Annotated in this window: 24 protein-coding genes; 2 read left to right on the forward strand and 22 right to left on the reverse strand. The window is 35.7% G+C overall.

What is annotated here, in order from left to right; translation table 11 throughout:
- Nucleotides 1-9 precede the first annotated feature (9 nt).
- The 14 genes from AC0IXC_RS27505 to AC0IXC_RS27570 form a co-directional block, all read right to left on the reverse strand.
- Nucleotides 10-930 (reverse strand): phage minor head protein, encoded by a 921-nt coding sequence (locus AC0IXC_RS27505; RefSeq protein ID WP_471653624.1) that lies wholly within the window; start codon nucleotides 928-930, stop codon nucleotides 10-12.
- Nucleotides 917-2440, reverse strand: a complete 1524-nt coding sequence (locus tag AC0IXC_RS27510) for a phage portal protein (protein ID WP_471653625.1) — start codon at nucleotides 2438-2440, stop codon at nucleotides 917-919. The genes AC0IXC_RS27505 and AC0IXC_RS27510 overlap by 14 nt, the downstream gene beginning before the upstream one ends.
- Nucleotides 2440-3759: a PBSX family phage terminase large subunit gene (locus AC0IXC_RS27515; RefSeq protein ID WP_471653626.1), complete on the reverse strand. Its 1320-nt coding sequence runs from the start codon at nucleotides 3757-3759 to the stop codon at nucleotides 2440-2442. Before AC0IXC_RS27515 ends, AC0IXC_RS27510 begins: the two co-directional genes overlap by 1 nt.
- The gene (terS, locus tag AC0IXC_RS27520; protein WP_471653627.1) at nucleotides 3731-4525 is read right to left on the reverse strand and encodes a phage terminase small subunit; all 795 of its coding nucleotides are present in this window, start codon (nucleotides 4523-4525) and stop codon (nucleotides 3731-3733) included. The genes AC0IXC_RS27515 and terS overlap by 29 nt, the downstream gene beginning before the upstream one ends.
- A gap of 360 nt (nucleotides 4526-4885) precedes the next feature.
- On the reverse strand, nucleotides 4886-5164 hold the full coding sequence (locus AC0IXC_RS27525; RefSeq protein WP_471653628.1) for a hypothetical protein: 279 nt from the start codon (nucleotides 5162-5164) through the stop codon (nucleotides 4886-4888).
- Nucleotides 5165-5304: 140 nt separating this feature from the next.
- Entirely contained in the window at nucleotides 5305-5730 is a 426-nt protein-coding gene (locus AC0IXC_RS27530) for an HNH endonuclease (RefSeq protein WP_471653629.1), read from the reverse strand.
- Nucleotides 5727-6302, reverse strand: coding sequence for a recombinase family protein (locus AC0IXC_RS27535; RefSeq protein ID WP_471653630.1), 576 nt, complete (start codon nucleotides 6300-6302; stop codon nucleotides 5727-5729). Before AC0IXC_RS27535 ends, AC0IXC_RS27530 begins: the two co-directional genes overlap by 4 nt.
- 274 nt (nucleotides 6303-6576) lie before the next feature.
- On the reverse strand, nucleotides 6577-6771 hold the full coding sequence (locus tag AC0IXC_RS27540; protein WP_080017270.1) for a hypothetical protein: 195 nt from the start codon (nucleotides 6769-6771) through the stop codon (nucleotides 6577-6579).
- A 204-nt stretch (nucleotides 6772-6975) separates the two neighbouring features.
- Complete coding sequence (locus tag AC0IXC_RS27545; RefSeq protein ID WP_033728886.1) at nucleotides 6976-7200, reverse strand: hypothetical protein; 225 nt, start codon at nucleotides 7198-7200, stop codon at nucleotides 6976-6978.
- Between the two features lie 482 nt (nucleotides 7201-7682).
- Nucleotides 7683-7961, reverse strand: a complete 279-nt coding sequence (locus tag AC0IXC_RS27550; RefSeq protein WP_088064890.1) for a hypothetical protein — start codon at nucleotides 7959-7961, stop codon at nucleotides 7683-7685.
- A gap of 864 nt (nucleotides 7962-8825) precedes the next feature.
- Nucleotides 8826-9194 carry an ArpU family phage packaging/lysis transcriptional regulator gene (locus AC0IXC_RS27555; RefSeq protein ID WP_088037671.1) on the reverse strand — a complete coding sequence of 123 codons (369 nt, stop codon included), beginning with the start codon at nucleotides 9192-9194 and terminating at the stop codon, nucleotides 8826-8828.
- A 139-nt stretch (nucleotides 9195-9333) separates the two neighbouring features.
- On the reverse strand, nucleotides 9334-9963 hold the full coding sequence (gene recU, locus AC0IXC_RS27560) for a Holliday junction resolvase RecU (RefSeq protein ID WP_429685948.1): 630 nt from the start codon (nucleotides 9961-9963) through the stop codon (nucleotides 9334-9336).
- A gap of 2 nt (nucleotides 9964-9965) precedes the next feature.
- Nucleotides 9966-10142: a hypothetical protein gene (locus AC0IXC_RS27565; RefSeq protein ID WP_165762371.1), complete on the reverse strand. Its 177-nt coding sequence runs from the start codon at nucleotides 10140-10142 to the stop codon at nucleotides 9966-9968.
- Between the two features lie 29 nt (nucleotides 10143-10171).
- Entirely contained in the window at nucleotides 10172-10354 is a 183-nt protein-coding gene (locus tag AC0IXC_RS27570; protein WP_078205948.1) for a hypothetical protein, read from the reverse strand.
- Nucleotides 10355-10900: 546 nt separating this feature from the next.
- Here AC0IXC_RS27570 and AC0IXC_RS27575 point away from each other — a divergent pair.
- Nucleotides 10901-11293: a thiol-disulfide oxidoreductase DCC family protein gene (locus AC0IXC_RS27575; protein ID WP_088037669.1), complete on the forward strand. Its 393-nt coding sequence runs from the start codon at nucleotides 10901-10903 to the stop codon at nucleotides 11291-11293.
- A gap of 628 nt (nucleotides 11294-11921) precedes the next feature.
- Nucleotides 11922-12170, forward strand: coding sequence for a hypothetical protein (locus AC0IXC_RS27580; RefSeq protein WP_000141885.1), 249 nt, complete (start codon nucleotides 11922-11924; stop codon nucleotides 12168-12170).
- Nucleotides 12171-12575: 405 nt separating this feature from the next.
- Here the strand turns inward: AC0IXC_RS27580 and AC0IXC_RS27585 are convergent, their stop codons facing one another.
- The 8 genes from AC0IXC_RS27585 to AC0IXC_RS27620 form a co-directional block, all read right to left on the reverse strand.
- On the reverse strand, nucleotides 12576-12857 hold the full coding sequence (locus AC0IXC_RS27585) for a hypothetical protein (RefSeq protein WP_088037668.1): 282 nt from the start codon (nucleotides 12855-12857) through the stop codon (nucleotides 12576-12578).
- Complete coding sequence (locus AC0IXC_RS27590) at nucleotides 12854-13045, reverse strand: hypothetical protein (RefSeq protein WP_088037667.1); 192 nt, start codon at nucleotides 13043-13045, stop codon at nucleotides 12854-12856. The genes AC0IXC_RS27585 and AC0IXC_RS27590 overlap by 4 nt, the downstream gene beginning before the upstream one ends.
- A gap of 12 nt (nucleotides 13046-13057) precedes the next feature.
- Nucleotides 13058-13939 (reverse strand): AAA family ATPase, encoded by an 882-nt coding sequence (locus AC0IXC_RS27595; protein WP_471653649.1) that lies wholly within the window; start codon nucleotides 13937-13939, stop codon nucleotides 13058-13060.
- Nucleotides 13890-14705 (reverse strand): conserved phage C-terminal domain-containing protein, encoded by an 816-nt coding sequence (locus AC0IXC_RS27600; protein WP_088037666.1) that lies wholly within the window; start codon nucleotides 14703-14705, stop codon nucleotides 13890-13892. The genes AC0IXC_RS27595 and AC0IXC_RS27600 overlap by 50 nt, the downstream gene beginning before the upstream one ends.
- Nucleotides 14706-14927, reverse strand: coding sequence for a hypothetical protein (locus tag AC0IXC_RS27605; RefSeq protein ID WP_088037665.1), 222 nt, complete (start codon nucleotides 14925-14927; stop codon nucleotides 14706-14708).
- A gap of 167 nt (nucleotides 14928-15094) precedes the next feature.
- A complete protein-coding gene (locus AC0IXC_RS27610) occupies nucleotides 15095-16024 on the reverse strand; it encodes a RecT family recombinase (RefSeq protein ID WP_471653631.1) in 930 nt (309 codons plus the stop codon).
- Nucleotides 16017-17549: an AAA family ATPase gene (locus tag AC0IXC_RS27615; RefSeq protein ID WP_471653632.1), complete on the reverse strand. Its 1533-nt coding sequence runs from the start codon at nucleotides 17547-17549 to the stop codon at nucleotides 16017-16019. Before AC0IXC_RS27615 ends, AC0IXC_RS27610 begins: the two co-directional genes overlap by 8 nt.
- Before the next feature lie 677 nt (nucleotides 17550-18226).
- Complete coding sequence (locus tag AC0IXC_RS27620; protein WP_431183350.1) at nucleotides 18227-18997, reverse strand: BRO family protein; 771 nt, start codon at nucleotides 18995-18997, stop codon at nucleotides 18227-18229.
- Nucleotide 18998: the final 1 nt, after the last annotated feature.

The following is an 18998-nucleotide window of genomic DNA, read 5'->3' on the forward strand; positions in this document are numbered from 1 at the left end:
TGTCTCTTTTTATTTCTTTTCTGATAAAACTTCTGCTCGTATTTTTTCTTTTTCTTCTTCTGATAATCCTAAAATCGAATTATCAACAACAGGACTTAGAACACAATGACAATTTATTCTTTCTTTCCCGCTTAACGAACTGTCCCGAGGAAACATACAACGTTCCCCAGAACCAGGGAGCTCAAATTCTTCCTCTACTGGAACCGTTGTACCGTCATACGCCACATGATTATCACGAGGCTGGTTATTCTTCGCGCCGCTATGACGCCACTTCTTCCCAGTAACAGCAGGAGATTGACGATAAGATTCAAATTGAGAAGCGGAGCATGCTGCAAGAACTTCAGTCTGCGCTGTTGTCTTCGCTCTTTTACGGTCGAATTCCGGTAACTTCGCAAGTTCTCTCGCGATCTCCTTAATTCCTTTTCCCTTCTCTAATCCGTCGTTTAGGATACGCTCTACTGCTTTGTGAGAGTTAATCTTCATAATCTTTCCTAATTCATCAGACCAACTATCAATCCACTTTATAGTGCGTTTTGAGAAGATATTAAATTGAATGTCAGGGTCAATCGCATCCATGAAAGCTTTCGCCATATCCTTCATCGTGTAATCAAGGAACTTCCTCGCTGCTTTACTCAAGCTTTTAGCGAATGTATCTGCTCCAAATAGGCTGCCAGTAACGAAATCGATGATATCCTTTATCTTGATACCCTTTTCTACTGCATCCTTTTTCGTATAGTTCTTAATCCCATCCACAAAGTACTTGCGCTGCTTCCTAAGTAATTTAGCAATTTCCTTCTCGAAATCCTCAACGTATCCTGGTAGCAGGTCCATTACTTCCAAATCATCAGGTAACGAGTCTGTAAAATCGTCTGTATCAGCCTTTTCAATCCACTCATTCAATGAAATTAACAGTTTATCAATCTTCTGCATCTTGCATCGACTCCAATAAGTCCCTTAAATCCTTCATAATCATAACTAAATCAGTAGGCGTATCGGACTTTTGCACTGCTTCTGTAGTTTTCTGCTCGGAAGCTTTCTTAATTGTTTGTAGTACTAATGCAATAGGTTGACCCGCTTCTTCTGATTCAAACGGCTCTAAATCCTTATTAAGCACTTTCGCTGCTACTTCACGCAGATCATTGAATGTAGTACCACCATATTTGCTTAGTACATCCAACATCTTAACTAAGTCTTCAGTGTTACTAATCTCTGGCTTACGTAGATTCACATACACGTGTTTTAACTCGTATGGAAGCAGTAGAATGTTATTTATGATGAACTCCAGTGAGTTTCTTTCTGGCTCAAATACCTGTTCTTCAGTAATCTCACGTGCCGCATCAGCAGTAGCGCGGTTAAAGTCTCGGCTATACCCTACATAAATATCAGGCAAACGGAATGCTGATTGTACCTTTTGACGTGACTTATCATCATATTCTAAGAATAAAGCGTCATTTTGCAGGATATCAGCTAGTGATTTCAATTCAATATCAACTTGAGTCGGCGTATCTCCTACAACCCCTTCTTCAGCTGGTTCTACTTGTAGAAGTAAATATTTATGTTGATTATCCTCACCTTCAACAGTTGAAACGTAATCAGTAATCGCCGCTTCACTTTCTTCTGATAAGATACCATTCTTTAATAGAATAGCCATTGGAATATGTCTTCCTTGTTTAAAATAACGAAGGTTTAACTCTTCCGCTTTTCTAGCGCCTACCATATGAACAACATGTGACACCCAACGAGGAATACCATAAGGACCATTCCCTACTTTTAAATGAAGTACCTCAGTTGCATCTTTTAGGCCAAACGATACATCTCCGAAATCCCCTGTTTCTTTATTCAAGAACCGTGGATCGCCAAATTCTTTAAAATAAGTAACACTCGTCCCTACCTGTTGAACATAACGACGGAATAATTTCTTCCGTTTGATTGTTTTTTCGTTTATGAGATAGGTTACTTCCTGTGGCTTATCATCTTTACGTGTCACCCTCATGTACTGTGGTAACATATTAATCAACTCAGCAGGTTTTTTATCCATACTACGAATGACTTCTATATAACCATTACCTGTTGTTTCCCTATCATCAATTCCAGTTTCAAGGATTTCTTTGAATGGCTTTTCAAAACTAAAGAATGGAATAACTTCTGTGTCTACATATTTCCACTCTGTTTTCATCTCAGGAGTTTTTTCAATTTCATTCTGCTTGTACTGCATTTCATGACCAAATCCAGCAATATTTCGCTTATACGCATCAATACACTGCCCTAAAATAGTGCTATTCTCTTTAATTTGTTGCAAATCTTCTATTCTATAAGGTGGATTGATAATACCGTTTATAGCATTCTTTTCTTTTTCATCCTCTTGTTGTCGTGATAACACTTGAGTGCTTGTACTCGCTGCTTTAATCACTCTAGCGCTAACCTGTCTTTTCTTCGTCATTAAACTGCTTCACCTCTTTTCTTTTTCTTCTTTTTACGCAATCCAAATATGATCGTGTTAATGAAGTATCTTGTTTCATCCATATGGTGGTCATTTTCTTTTAGTGGTTTGTCTTCACCGCGTTGAATCGCTTTTTCGTCCCATATATAAGAAGCAAACTCTTTAAATGTTTCAACGCAACAATCATTAAAGAATGCTCTGCCAGTATTAAGCGCTATACCAACGTTACCAATTCCCTCTTTCACGTTGTTACGCGCCTTATATACTTTCCTCTTATTACGCATCAATACAGCAATAAACGAGGCAGCAGAGGGGTCAACTACGGTTCCTTTGATTGGCAAATCACCAACAAACTCCTCGTAGTCTTCATAATATTCCTGATCGGTTTTCTGCTTCTCGGTATCACGGCCACTATAATGGTACTCTTTGATTTTGTACCACACTTCTTTGTCGTCTTCTTCAATACATTTGCCCCATAATCCATACGCCATAGCGTTCTGCGTACCGTAGTCACAGGACACATAATACTCAACATAATTACGATCAATAGCAGTTACCTTGTGAACTTCTTCTTTAAACATATCAAATACGAGACCAGAAGCAGCTGCCCATAGCCCTAAAATGTATCGTTTGAAGAAGACACCACTATATAACTTGTAATAGCGTTGTTTTGTCTTCTTAGAAAGGGATAAGTTATCCTCCATAGTAAACTTTAGATGTAGTAAGTTCTTTTCCTTACGCTTATCGAGCCATTCTAATTTGAACCAATGATACGGTCCTGCCGGGTTACAGTTAAACCATATTTTCGAACCTTCTACAGAACAACGACCTGTTGCCTGATCCACGAAACTACGAACCATCAGCGCTACCTCATCAAAGAAGCAGCCAGCAAGAGTAATCCCTTGAATCAAATCCTGGGAACTTTCATCCTTACCACCAAAGATATAAAAGAAGTTTGTCACGCCATTTTTAGTGATAGAAAGCATATTCTCGCTACGATGATCCTTCACCTTATAACCACGAGACTTTAGCATCTTCTTAAGTGGCGTTATAACGTTACGACGGTGCGAGCCAATCGTTTTACCACACATACCAAAGTTCTCGCCTTCAAATGATTCCATTGCCCACATAACATAGGAAAGAGCCATTGATACAGTCTTCCCTGCACGAATGGAACCATCACAAATAATCCCGTCATAATCTTTAACGGGACTGTTAGGCTTCCACCAGGTCAATACTTTCATCTGCTTCTTGGAGAATGGCTTGAATTTGAATGGAGCAGGTTTCTTTTTACGCTTCGGAATCGTCGTCATGGTCATCCCACACTTCCTCTACCTTACCTTCTAGCGCTTCTTTGAAACCATCATCTTCGTATTCTTCACCATCTTCACCTTTAATTCGAATGGTGTCTGCTTTTGTTTTTTCAATGTTAGCTTTCATCTGCTCTAATTTCAATCTTCTTTCATCATCAGCGTTAGCTAATTTATCGAATCGTTCAATCATAGATGTTAATACTGTCATAGCTCGTGAATAGGCAGTAAGTAAATTAGCTTGTTTATCCCATGCAAACTGCACCATATACGTTTCTCCATTCATCGATTCACTAATCATCTCTTTCGACATGTCACCTTGACCGCGAACATGCATGATACGTTGTGAATTAAGAATATTAAAGTATTGTAGTTGAATGGAGTGGAATAGCATATCTAATTCCGTATGACTTTGTATTTCATCTAATAATTCCATTGCGCGCGGATCGTCGCGCGGAATTATTTTTCTAAACAATCCATGCGTCATAGCGTTATGGTTCCCTTTCGGAGCGCCATGCCCCATCGCATTCTTGTTACCCCATTTTGGATTCTTATTACCTGAATTGCCTACTGCATTCTTATTACCAATGGGTGCACCTGTTTTCTTTTGTGTGCGTACTTTTTCTTCTTTTGTATGCATACCTTTTCTATCCCATTTGTACCTGGTCTTCCATGACTTTACGGTGTTCACGCTGACATCATGTTTCTCTGCTATATCTTTGTACTTCATACCTTGCATGTAATCTTCTTGAGCTAACTCGTGTTTTTGCTTCACTTCATATCACCCACCACCTTCTATATAATAGGAAGAAACTCGTCATAACTCCTCCTTATGGTAACTCCTTTATAAAATAAGTATTGCTACTTAAAATACCTCAATGTAACATTAAATTGAGGTGAACATAATGCAAACTTTAAAATCTTTAAAACGTGACCTATACATATTCATTCCATTGTTCATTTATTTTTCTTCCATCTTCATTTCAATATATATTATTGACAATACATTCAACTGGATAAGTTTTATACTTGCAATAGGAATGTTATATGTCTGGGTATCGAGTTTAATGGATATTAAGAAGAAGAATTACAAAATAAAATAAAAAAGCAGCTGTTAAGCTACTTTGAATTCTTCTTATCCCCAAATGAAATGATATATATATTCTCCTGTTACACGTTCATTAATTCCAGCAATCCTAGCGAATCTCATTAAGTCCATCCCCTGAAGGAAATACATTTGGAGTGTAACTGGTACCTGTGACCACATAAGTTGATAAAGCTCATTCACTCTCTGATTCGTCGAAACGATTAAATCATTTACAGGTCCATGATTCCATGCAGAGGTTTGAACTGAAGTGAACTCAAGGTCTTTCCCATTAACCACTATTCTTGCCACACTTTGAGTTATGTCCACAACAAACACCTCCGTCATTACAAAAATCATCCTGTTTCTATACTCATATTCTTAATTGGAATTAAATGTTTATGGCAAACCCCTATTTTCATTTCGACTCAGAAACAATTTATTTTATAAAATAAAAAGCAGCGGATTCGCTACTTTAACTGTTTATTATTCACTTCTATTTCTTCTTCATTAAATGATTTTTGTACATTTCTTTTTAAATCCAATCCTTTATAAACGAGTCCCTTGAACTCTTTCATAGATAATGAATCCACTAATGGATCATTCAATACTTCCCATAATCCTATCAATTCTGTATATTTAGGCGTTTCCATGAAATATTCATGTGGTTTTACAGCTTCAAAGTGTCTATGAAATTCCCAATGACATTCTTCACATAAAGGAATAAGGTTTTTATAATCATTTGTTCCGCCTGTTTTTAACGGAATTTTATGATGTAGGTGAACATCTATTTTTGAAAAGCATTTTTCGCACATTTTAGGTTTTTTAGTCTGCTTCCAGTATTGCTTACTTATATTTCGGAATTTCTGCCGAAGCTGTTCATATTCCTCCATCATAATTCCTCCCCTTTTAATTCTTTCGCTTTCGCATAAATAGTAGAACGCGGCACACCTGTCATTTTTGAAATATCATTTACACTCAAACCATTTTCCTTCCTATTTAAAAATAAGTTCATGGCTTGTTTAACTTGCTTTTCATCCTGCCCTTTACGTCCCATATGTTTACCCATCGCTTTAGCTCTTTCTCTGCCTTCAGCTGTTCTTTCATTAATTAAATCTCTTTCAAACTCAGCAATAGCTCCTAGCATAGTGAACATTAATTTACCCGCCGGTGTAGAGAAATCAATTTGTTCTTTAAGAAATAACACCCCTATTCCTCGATCAGCTAATTGATTTACAATCTTATGCAAATCAAATATTGATCTAGCTAAACGGTCTATTTTACAAACAACAAATTTATCTCCTTCTCGCATATACTCTAATGCCTTTTGCAATTCTTCTCGATCACTATTAGCCCCACTGTACTTTTCAGAATATATTTTGTCACATCCATAATCTGTTAACCTTTCAATTTGTGCATCTAAATTTTGATCTTTTGTACTTACCCTTGCATAACCAACGATAGCCATCCAAATCACCTCAAAATAGTCTAAAAGTCTAAGAATTATATACTTTTATTTTAGACTATCTTTTAGACATTAACAACTATCTGTTTACAAAGTTTTTACCCTATAAATTTTAATTGTACAAAAGGGTCAACTTTTAGACAGGTAAGCAAGACATTTATTTCCGTCCGTTGTGTTCGTTTGTTTTGTTCGTCCTTTTCCTTCCTCAACAAATAAGACCAGAAAATCCATGTACAAAAAAAGAGCGCTTTTCTTCAAAGCCCTCTCCAATAGGAATTTACCAATCTCGACGATTATCGCGATCACAGTCACGATCATGATTACGTCTGCGACGGCATTCATCACAATCGCAGTCACGGTCACGTCTACAACGACGGTCATCACAATCTCTATGTCTGCGTCTGCAAAACATTAAATCATCCCAAAATCTATTACAATCTCTGCAATGTCTGAAATTACAATTACATCCCATAAATATGATTACCTCCTCTTAACTTTAAGATTCATCATATTCTATGCTTAAAAACAAAAGCAGCTTGTTTACTAGTCTACTTTCTGCATTTTAAAGTAATAATATTATTATCTAATCTTTAAGTTTCAAATCTATTTCATCCCTTAATAACAAATAAGACGCTAAACCAATATAACGGCAGCGCCTACGATAATTGCTATTGGTTTAATCATTAACAAATATATCTGGCCCCTTCTTCAACGCGTACGAGAAACCCGAAATAAATACAACACTAAATATAATAATAGAAGACCACATATTAAAATGATATCCTTTACCTGCAACTAAATTATATATGTTATGGACCAAGAAATTAGCACCTATAATAATTCCGCCTAACATTGAACTAATTAAAATGCTCATTAAATAAAACTTGAACTTCTGGAACATTTCCCTTCTACCCCTTTTCTAAAATAAATTTTATTTAGGTTATACCAGAAAATTGTACCATTCATTTTCCATATATTATCAAAACTATGTTTTAATTAAGGTTATTTTAAGGAAGGCATGATCTATTCAAATGTCCATTTTGTTCAATAAAAAAAGAACACTATAAAGTGCCCTAAGCTTCTGAGTATTAAATATACGACAATGCCCTGCCCGTTCTAATGATGCAACATAAAAGAACTTTATAGCGGAATATATATAGCTCTCGGAAAAGGAATAAGTTGGTTGGCATTGACTCGATATTGTATGTTTGGGAATTCCTTATGTGCAATAAAAAAAGAGCCCTATAAGGTGCTCGTCCGATACGATTATACAGAATGAAAACGTCGTGTTCAGTTATTAGTATATGCTTGTCTCATTCAAAGTTTTACTGGTTTAATGTGTAATTTCTATATAACAAAGAAAAAAGCATCCATTTTGGATGCTTAATGTGTACTAATATTAATATTGAATAGCTCTATTGATAGACTTTCTAGAACAATGAATATACTAGCTGAAGCTGATCTATATCCAATATTCTTTCCTGTAACATTAATAGTAATCTCCGCTAAATGGGTTTGCACATCATCTTTTTCAAAAATTTTATCTTCAACCTTTTCAATTATTGCTACATTATCTACTTCTTTAAAAGTTTTCAGCAATTTTGTTTCTAATAAAGTAAAATCAAAATTTTCATCTTTAACTACATCAAATTTAATCTTCATTTTTCTTTCCCCATTTTTAACTAGTTAATATATTAATATCAGTATAATTATATATACTTTTATTACACAATTCAAAAGTTATGTTTTACAAAACTCCCCATAGTTCACATATTTAATAGAGAGAAATAGAAAAACAAATGGCAAAAGTTCCTCTTCCAAGGTCAAGATAACTCTCAACCTTCTCCAAGTCACCGCAACACTATATATTAGCTACACGCTTCACATTTGGTTAATTCGGTGACTGGGAGAAGACTAAGAATCTTCTCGTTTATACTCCATAGAGTCGGCTACTTAATGTCATTTTCGCCAATTACGTTTACACAACGTGATTATATCCAGACGCATATGTTTCTTCCTACGCCTTGTTTGAACCAATACACAAGACTGAGGGGAAGGTTCAGCTGTATTGGCTCAAACAAAGAGCGGAAGCTCTCTGCTCGTTTAATCGTTTAAGAAGAACCTAGCTTACGTTACATTAGTAAATATTGTGAGTAATTACTAATAAATTAAGTTATTCCTTCTATCCGGGAACGTGGCCCATTCAATCGAACGAACCATCATCCCACTTGGTAAACGATCCAGTTTTAACATAGAAATCAAGAATTCACATGACAGGTGTGATTTTACTACCTATGAGCCTACAAACGAAAGGCGGTACGTTTATACACTCAATGAGAAGTAAAATATAAATAATTTCGGGAAGCTCTTATCCCCTCTAGCCTCCGCGTCACCGAGTAACGTTATTATAATGGGAACGCTATCCCCAAAACGTATTCTCTTTTCAAAGAACTGTTTATAGGAATAGCTTATAATTTTCCGCATTTTATTTAGTCCCCCAAAAAGTTCGCGGTTTGTTCGCGTTTTTTAGATAATCCCTAACGATGTAGCAATCAATTTCACGGCACTTTGCTTCTTCTCATAGAAGTAAGTCTTTTTGAGTAGTAGATCATGATAAACATCTGAATCTTTTACTCTTTCATTCGTTAAGAACTTCATTGTAATAATGTCTCTTTCTTCCTTATCTAAGATATAGTCCAAAGTCTTCTCTATCTGTTTCACCTTTAATTCGCTTATTCTTCTTGAATTTCGTATCTCTGGAAACAAACTGATTCCTTCTTGTTCCACTTCATTATTGAATCTCATCTTTAATGCACGGTATTCCTTTAAGATGCTGACTACTTCCTTTTGCACTTTCTTGTCATCGATTGCTGGTAATAAAGTTAATTGTTCCATGAAGGAATCCCCCTATTTCGAATTTGTAATTTTAACATCACATAAGGTACGTGAAATTTTACCATCTCATTGTTGAATAAGGGAATATCGCGCATTAACATAGCCCCCACCACACTATTGCGCATTATTCCGTTATCCATTAAGCCTTTAATAATTTACGTGTCTTGCTGGCCATCTTCTCTTTCGCTGCTTCAATGTTATTAGTTACCTTTTGATGGTCCTGATCAAATTGAATCATGCCATCAAACATAACTGGTGCTACTGCTTCATCAACGTATTGCAAATAATCCACTGGCGCTCGTTCTGTCTGTTCTACTAAGTACCCATAAATATCAAAGTCTGCTCGTGGTATCGACTTCTTACCTTTTGGTTGTTGCGACATTCTTACGTAAGATTGAATGACTGATAGTGGTACTGCAAATACTGACTGGTCTTTACTAAACCCAACAAGGAAGAAACAAATCGCTCCCATCTTCTCCGCTGTCTCTAGATAATCCAATTGATGCTGCGCGATGTTCTTTAGATCGAATCGATTTATCTCATTTGTAGACTTTGCTTCAAACGCTATAGCTCGTCCTTTATACACACCGTCATAGTCTACTGTACTTTTAGATTCGTAATATCCATCTTTCACACGACCATAAACCATTTTTAATACCTTCACAGGAGTCGGGCGCTTATTTATAAGCGCCACTCCCTCTCTTTGATACATTTCATTCGATAGATTAATAAGCTTCTCAAAAGCCATACCACGGTTACCTTGTCCCATTTTTATTCCTCCATTTCTTTCTTGCACTCTTCAAGAAAACCAATAACTTCCTGAACATGCTCCCTTGTCGTCATACTCTCCATTACGTATCCTCCATCGTTATAAACATTGACCTTATTCCCTGTAAACTCCATTCCGCACATTCCATCTGCACCTAATAGCTTTACATTACCTTTCATTCTCCCAACCTCACTTTCTATTCAAAGGATTATTTTATTAAGTTGTGTTTCTTCAACCGAAACCAAGTCTCCATGCCTTTTACGTCCTTCTCATAAATTGGCATTACATATATCTCTTCGTTTATTAACAGTTGGAACTCTACACATTGTTTTTCTCTGTTCCACCCATAAGATGCCATCGGAACCATTTTCGGCTCTATTTTTCCTCCCATTTTCTCTTCCTCTCTTGAATAAAACTCAATATTCCGTAAATACTGTAGACACATGGTTATCTTTCTCCGTTTTCCTTACATGAGCAGTTAGCTTTTGCTAGCTGCTCTTTTGTGATTCATCGTCACATTATGATGAAATGTTCATATATTATCTCGAGGCAAAAACCCTAATTTACTTTTCAATATCTCACTTTTCCCTTAAAGAGCACTTTATTTAGTGCTCTTTTGGGTGTTTCAAATTACTACAAAATGAAATTTTTATAAAGTTTTTAAAAAGCCATCTAAATATCTATAATTCCAAACATGTAAAACATTAAATGTGATAATATTATTATGAAGATATTTACCGACTAACTTTTTTGCCCTAGCCTTACGTACTAGGGCATATTTATTTTTTAGTGTGTAATTCCTCCCTCATCTAAAATAGCGTTTTTATTAAAAACTCTTCGTAATTCAATAATTCAATAATTCACAATGAGTGTATTTATATTCTCTTTTCAGTTAAAATAAAAAGCATTCAAATAAACGTTTGAGAAAGGAATATAAATGACACGAATTATACTTTTTGATGGAGACTGCAACTTATGTAACCAAAGTGTTCAATTTATTATTAAAAGAGATCCTAAAGGATATTTTAAATTTGCATCACGCCAAAGTAACATAGGTATTCAGTTATTAAATCAATACAACATTAGCGAAACAATAGATAGCGTGGTATTAATTGATAATAATAAGGCTTATACAGAATCAGATGCCATACTGAATATTTGTAGGCACTTAAAAGGAAGTTGCAAATTATTTTTCATCCTTTTAATAATCCCAAAACCTATTCGGAACCTTTATTACAAAAAAATTGCAGAAAATAGATACAACTGGTTTGGCAAACAAAAACAATGTCTTATCCCTACTCCGGATATCAAAAAAAGATTTTTAGAGTAGTTAAAAATATAAATATTCCCAGGAATCTCTCTTTGAGAGATTCTATTTTTTATTCAGCAAAATAACGATTTTGTTAAAAATTTTTCACCTTTTAACTGGACAAGCATATGTTATCGTATGGAGACTCTCCGATCATAGAAATCTACCTTTCTTGTCAAAGAGCATACTTATATGTGTGCTCTTTTTCGCTTGTTATGAAATAAGAATTTTGTTCAGTTTCACTCTAAAAGTAAAATTTTCATTTTTTCATTCAACCAAGTTCATAACACATTCTTTTCTTCCCATAAAATAATGATTAGGTGCCCCACGCGCCTTTTATTCACTGGAAATAATACCTTTTACGCACTTACGTATTAGAAACTTCATTTCTGCTTCTTCTGCAATAGCAATTTTGTTCACTTTTTCGATACATTTATGAAACATTCATATGTTATCTTCAGTACGTTCTTTTCTTTTTATAAAACCGTGTGAGATATACCAAAACAGGAAGCCCTAGAGCCCTAACCCTAGGGCTTCTTGTTTTTAAAATAACGATTTTGTTTGACTTTAGTTCTTACATAAGACCGACTAGACACTAACATTTTTATGTAGTACAATTCCTATCAGAAAAATGTTAGGAGATTTATTTATGACTTTTGAAGATAATCGTAAATTAGGAATTCAACAAGGATGTATAGTAATAACAGATCAATCACAATATCTTGTTGTTAAAAAGAATGAAAATTATTCTTTATTAAACATCGCAACTGCGGAATGCATAAACTTTGAAGTTTCACTTGAACATCTTGAAGAAATGGTCCAAGTAGATTTAAAAGAAAAAATTCAAGATATCATTCCACCAGAGAATATTAAAATAGTAGCTCAAAACAGAATATAAAATGTATTTTCTAAGGGCACTTTCGATAATGCTCTTTTTTCATGAACAGTTTCAAATACAACATTTTTTGATGACCCCTTATCTTTCCGTAAGAGGTCTTTTTTTTATAGATATTTTGTTTAAATTTACCTTAATTCGCATCTAGTTTTCTTAACATTCAAATTAATAACTGTATAATATAATTAAACTATTTGTATGAGAGGTGATTTTTATGAAATGGAAACAAAAATACAATCCAAAGTATCTCTTTTACCGCATGTATAGTTATATTTATAAAGCTCTTGATGATATATCATGGTCCTTAAAATAATTTAGATTGGTATGAGTACACATTTACTGTGTGCTCTTTCCACAGTTCCAAGAACGATCCTTAACCTTGTGTTACGCGTCATAACGCTATGCCTCCTAATCCAAATCCATGATCTCCGCTAACGTCCTTGTACTTATCACCGTTTTTATAATTTGGATTCTTCCATGCTTTGCTATTGAATCGCTCTTTGCAGCTCCTTCATTTTCCGCTTCAAACCAATCTATTTTTTGCTTTTCATCTTGGTCAAAGAAGTGAACTTCAAATGTAGGCGTTATAGCGTTATGACTATTACTACGCAGAAATTGTTCGGAAGTACTGGTTGCTGTATAGTCAAAGCTTCCTATAACATCCTCAAAAGAGAGTTGACCGCTTCTCATGCCACAACGCCTTGTTTCTCTTCCTGCTGCATACGATGAATTTCCATTAACCTCGCTATAACGGCATGACGCTTTCTATCCACTTCTTCAGGTGTTTGATTCCCTGCCGCGCAAATACATGGTGCGAATTGATACATACCCGTTCCCATATCGTTTCTAATTACTCCCGTTCCGTTACATGCACACATCTTATTTCCCCCTTAGAATCCTAAATGTTCAATACGTTTATCTGATGTTTCCTTAAATACAACCGCTTCTGCTTTATTTAAAATTCGGCTTCCTAGCTTCTTGTCGTATTTCTTGAATATGTCCCCACTCGATAAATTAGTTGTTGTGATAGTCACTTTCCCTTGCCTTCCATTTGTCACTGCATACAGTACACGTTGAATGAAATTACTCGCTTCGTCCGTTCTGTTCATAGATCCGCTTTCTGCTCCTAAATCATCCAGTACAAGGAAGTCCACACTTGTTAGAAGCTCCACACAATACTCTTCCGTATACTTAGAATCTTTGTTGTTAAAGGAATCTTTGATAAGTCGCATTAATTGTTCAATCTCTACGAATAAGCTGCTTTTCATATTTTTGTAGAGTAATAGGTCACCGTGCTTTTCTCCATCTGATAACTCGTAGAAATGATCTCTTAGCTCCCTTAGAATCGAATAAGCTAAATGACTTTTACCTGCACCTTGCACCCCTACAATAAATACATTTTTAATCGTTCCTGCTTTTAGGCTCTCTACAATGCTCTCTACAAGCTTTTTGTTTGTTCTGGTCTCTTTACATTCCGTTCTATAATTCGATAGCGTAGCTTCGAGTGTTTCCTCGTTACTAATGATGCTGTGCTTTGTAAGCATGTTGAACTTCTTAGCTCTATCGATTTTCTTATAATGATTGTCCGCCTGTTCTTTTAACACTCTGTCGTTTTCCTCAACAACACATCGTGGGCAGACAACTTGTCCCTTGAATTCGATCATCTGAACAGGTTTAATGAATTTTTGGCCACCTTTTTCGTAAGAATGGTTCATGCATTTATCAGAATGGAAGTTCACCTTTAAATCCAGGGATTTGGCTACCCTTTGCATTGCTGTTACCGACATTTTTATTCGCTCCTTTTTCATTTAAGTAACCTTCAAATTTAGTTCCAAACAATGTTTCTGGTCGTAAGTACTGGTTCATATTCGAATCAGTTAGCCATTGTGCTGTTTTAATATCAATCACCTGTTTAAAGTCTTCTATTGTAAAGCCGTCCTTAAACCTAGCGTTGATTAAGGTTCTTGTTTTGGCTGTTTTATGTTTAAAGGATTTACCTATTTTTTCATTCAGATAAGAAACGATATCCTCATAAGGGATGCAGTCTTTTGACCGCTCTTTTTGGTCAGAAGGCATATTATCTTTTAGTTTAGTAATCTTTGTTGTAGTCTCTGTAGTACTCTCTGTTAAAGAAAGTGACATATTGTTAGAATCAATAGTTACATTTTGTGACTTTCCATTGTTACAATTTGTTACTATCCATTGCACCAATTTGTCATAATCCAATTTATAGTGAAGAGTAGGTGCTCCGTTTGCTTTCATAAGCTTAGTTTCTACAAGGCCCATTTCTTTTAATTTCGCTGTAGAGTAGCTAACCTGCCGTTTCGTTAAACAAATTTCCTCTTCCCACTCTTTATGAGACTTATAGAAGTAACCATCAGTTCTTTTTGATTTATCACTGTAAAATACAATTTGATTTAAAAGGATTGCCGTTGTGAGATCACCCGTCAATTTAACGAACAGTTTTGGTACAACAACTATGTTTTCTTGCCCACTTATTTGAGAAATAATAGTACGTATCGTGTTGTAATTACTCACTTAGTTCACCTTCTTCATCCAACATTCATAAGAGACGTATTCTTCCATTCCGTAGAACTTATAGCCACCTTTGATGTTTTTGTTTTCGTTATACACAAAATCTTTTGTTGTCTTATAAACCGGTTTAATTTGAGTAACATAATCAAAACCTCGTCTTTCTAACTCACGTACGGCTTTTAATATCTCTTTCATTGAGCCTCGTTTTACTCGAATCGGAATCATCTACATCTCCCTCTCGCATATAGCAAATCCTTTCGATACTTTCAGGACCCTATAACCTGGGTAGCGTTTCGGATTTATATATTTCAGTACATTTCGTTTTACTTCGTCTGTTGATTTGGCATCCTTCCAGCACCAAGCTGGAAGGAGTACCTTACTTTGTGTGTTGATCATGCGCTTTCCATTTCCATGTTTTCGAAGTCAATTTCTTCTTGTTCTGGTTGTTCTTGCTCTTTCACACGTTTCTTATGTTCTAAACCTAAGAATTTAACAAGGCCTGTAAGCTGTTGAAGGTTTAACTCTGCTGCTGGTACTTTGAAATGTTTAAGTGCGATTTCTTGTAAATCATCATTTGTCATGTTGTACTCGCTCAGTTTTTCCATTACTTCGCTTTGCTTTTTCTTTAACTCAGCCTCTTGATCAACTGTTTCGCCTTCTTCAACTTGAATCTGATTTGGTTTATTTGGCGTGATATCTACACGTTTTTCAGGTTCATAAGATGGAACACTATCTACTGGACTTGATGAAACTGCTTCATCTTCGTTAATTTCAATGCCGTACTGTAATTTAGCTGCACGTTTCATTGCATGCTTCTTGAACATATCGTTGAACCAGTTGTTCCACATGTGCTTGTTCGTGCCGTTCTTCATATGAATTACTTCATCTGTTTCCATCATGACTACAACATCTTTAAAGCCATCACGTTGGGCCACTGCATAGCAACCAATTACTTTTCCGCGAGGGAATTTAACCTGGTGCTTTCTAATAATCCATTCACCTTCTTGAGAACGATCAGCTTCGAATTCATCATTTTCATGAACTGTTTGAACATCAATACCTTTATATCCGTTCTTTTGTCTCGCTAAGTGCAGCACACCTTCCACTGATACTTGAATGCTCATCTTACCGCCGTACACGATGCAATAAATGTGATTTAGGAAAGGATTAAGTTCCGAGTTAACGCAAGTTTGTACGAATAAAGCGAATTGCTCATTGCTTGTACCAGTTGCGATAGTGCTTTTGATTGTGTCTAGCTCCATTTTCATAAAGTTACCGATTACCTTTTCTGTATTAGGTGCTGCTGTTACTTGATTAGCCATTGATTACTTCCTCCTTTTGGATTCCTTCTGCTTTTATCGCGAACTCTGTATCTTCAACCTTCGCAATGATTAATTGTCCTGCTGGCTTCGTGAAATGTAGGATACTTTCGGCATTATCTACGAATGTAGGCACTACTAATTGAGATTGCCTGCTTAACACTTCTACAAGTTCTAATCCCGCTTTAATCTTTTCTGCTGTAGAAAGTCTGCTGTAAGGCTTACCATCCATTAGAATTTCAAATGTAGCTCTCTCTTCGCCGTTTTTAAGAGTTTCATAGAGCTGTACATCAATGTTTGTAAATAAACTTTGAATCTTGCTTACCATCAATTGAGAACGCTTCGTACGGAAGTCTTTAATGGCATCAATGATTGCAATTGATTCATTCTTCTCTTTGCGAATCTTCGCTTGCGTTTCTGCTGCTTCATCAATTTCTTTCTGTAGTAGCTCTAGCTGTTGTGACTGTCTAAGTAATCCGTTTAACTCGTAAATCTTTTCATCGATTTCTCTTGTCTGATTAAGATCCACTTCTTCAAGAGACATTTCTTTTATAGAAGCTTCTAGTTCTTTTAGCTCTTTAACCATGTTTGAACCAATTTGTTTTGCTTCTTCAAAACGATTAATTTTGTTTTGTTTAACCTGTTTAACGGCTTCATTTTGCAAGGCTTGTCCACATGTATGGCAAGCGTCTTGTAATTCCTCGTCACGTATACCAAGAACGACTTCTTTTTGTTTTAAAACTTGTTGCTTCATACCTTCAATTTGATACTGTGCTTGGTTGTATTGCTGTTGTTTTTTCTGTGAGTCCTTAATTGTTTTATCGATTTCTGAACGTTTCGCTTGTAATTCGGATAATTGCGATTCAATTTCTTCTTTATTAACATCTGTGCTTTCAGTCTTTTGTTTTTCGAGTTGTTCTTTTAATGTAATAACTCGTTCGCTTGCACGTTCATATGATTTCTCATGCGTTTTCTTACGCTCTATATGAACTTTATTTAAGTCTTCTATTGAAAGTTTCTTTAAGTTTTCTTCTAATAACTCAACCTGTATTTTTGGTAACTCAACGAATACTTCTTTCTTTAATGGCTCACTCACATATGTAAGTAGTTGCTCACGTTGCGTTTGCCAGTGTTGTGAGCTGAAGTAACCAGGATTGAATAGTGATAGAAATGCTTGTTTATCAAATAATTCATCTACAAATGATTCGAATTCCTTAGCTTTCTTTGGAACCTCATTAATGAAGTATTTCGCTGCTTTCTTTTGAGCTTTACCAATTAAAATATCCTTGTCGTCTACCTGGATAAGAAGCTCTACTTTTGTTTCTGCATCTTCATTATTAATAGGTTTCGGTTCGTTTTTAGTTCCGTATGGATCAATACCGTATAAAACCCATGTAATTGCTTCACCTATTGATGATTTACCTGCGCCATTCGGGCCACTAATCGTTGTTATTTCACCAAATGCCACATTAAGGCTGTCATGATTCTTAAAATTAGTAATACGTAATTCTTTAAAGTTGATTTTCATTATTTTTCCTCCTTGTTTTGAGGAGAAAAGATTTGGTATAATGTAAGTAGAACGATTTACATTTCTTTTCTCCAAACCGTCCTAGGCGTAGGGCGGTTTTTTTATTTTCTCAATAGAAATTAATGAATAATTCTGTTAATATTTAATTACCGATATGTGTAACAACCGGCCTGTACTTCTGTACGGGCTTTTTATGATGCTTTCACGCATCGGAATATCCAGGAACCCATTTGCAAGGTGGGGGATACCATTAGATTCCTGAACATTCCGACAAGCAAAAGCTTGTCTATGTTCACAATTTCTTAACATCTATATATAAAGTTCTTATAAATTATGTGTTACACTTTGTACATTCCAAGAAGTCCTTATGGAGTCGACAACTCAATACCCTTAGTTATTACCCTGCATCCCCTGTAGGGTTTTTTCTTATTTAGCTAGAGTGATATACTTGTATATTTCCTCAACCTTATCTGCGCTGTTATGTACCCTTCTAGCTCTTAAATCCTTTATGATCCACGAGATTTTTTTTCGTTCGTATTCATCACGCTGCTCTCTATCCATCACTGTTCATCCTTCATAATCCGTTTGTCTATGCGTTCCATCAGATAAATGAACCCTTTGAATACTATGACTGCCACCAACACCATACATAGTGAGAATGTGCTTTCTTCCATCGTTTACATCGCCTCCTGTTCGTTTTCTTTCTTCAGTCGGTCTATGATGTATGCTTGTCCTTTTGGTGTTACGTATGTTGTTGTCCATGTGAATGGCTCTCCACTTGGCTTCTGTTTAACACCTTGTGTGATTTCGAATAATCCTTTTTCAACTGCTGGCTGAGTTGGTTCAGTAGAGCGTTTGAACATTAAGTTCCACTCTCTAAGCTTTGCGAATAACTGGCGTTGCCCAATTTTTATATTGTGTTTTGCTGCTAATTTAGCAACTTCACTAACTTTTAATGTTTGATCTGACTGCATACACGCTTCAGCGAATGTTACAAGTGGTTGTTGCTGTACAATTTGTTGTTGTGCTGCTGCAAGCTTTTCTTTCTCTTCTTTTAATTTAGTGAGAAGACCAATTGCAAAGTCTGGATTAGTTACTGCTTGTTCCAGGACTTGATCTGTCATGTATGCTCCGTGTTTTCTAATAGAAGGAAGTACTTCACTTGTTACCCACTTTTTAAATGCTTTTGCTTGTGGTTTGCGGCTAGTCATGATTATTGAGTAAAGGCCACTTTCGTTTATGATGTTTGTTTCTTGTAGTCTTCCTAATGAATCGGCGACCTTCATACTGTGAAGTTCATCTTCATCCAATCGACTTAGTGATCTAGTTGCATTCACTATTTCTAATACGTCGCATACATCCTTCGCTACAAACCAAACATCTTTACCTTTTACTACCGTTCGAACCTGTCCGAACTCTTCGCTATTAAAAACTTGTAATTGATTCATT

It is taken from the genome of Bacillus sp. AC266 (assembly GCF_979253805.1).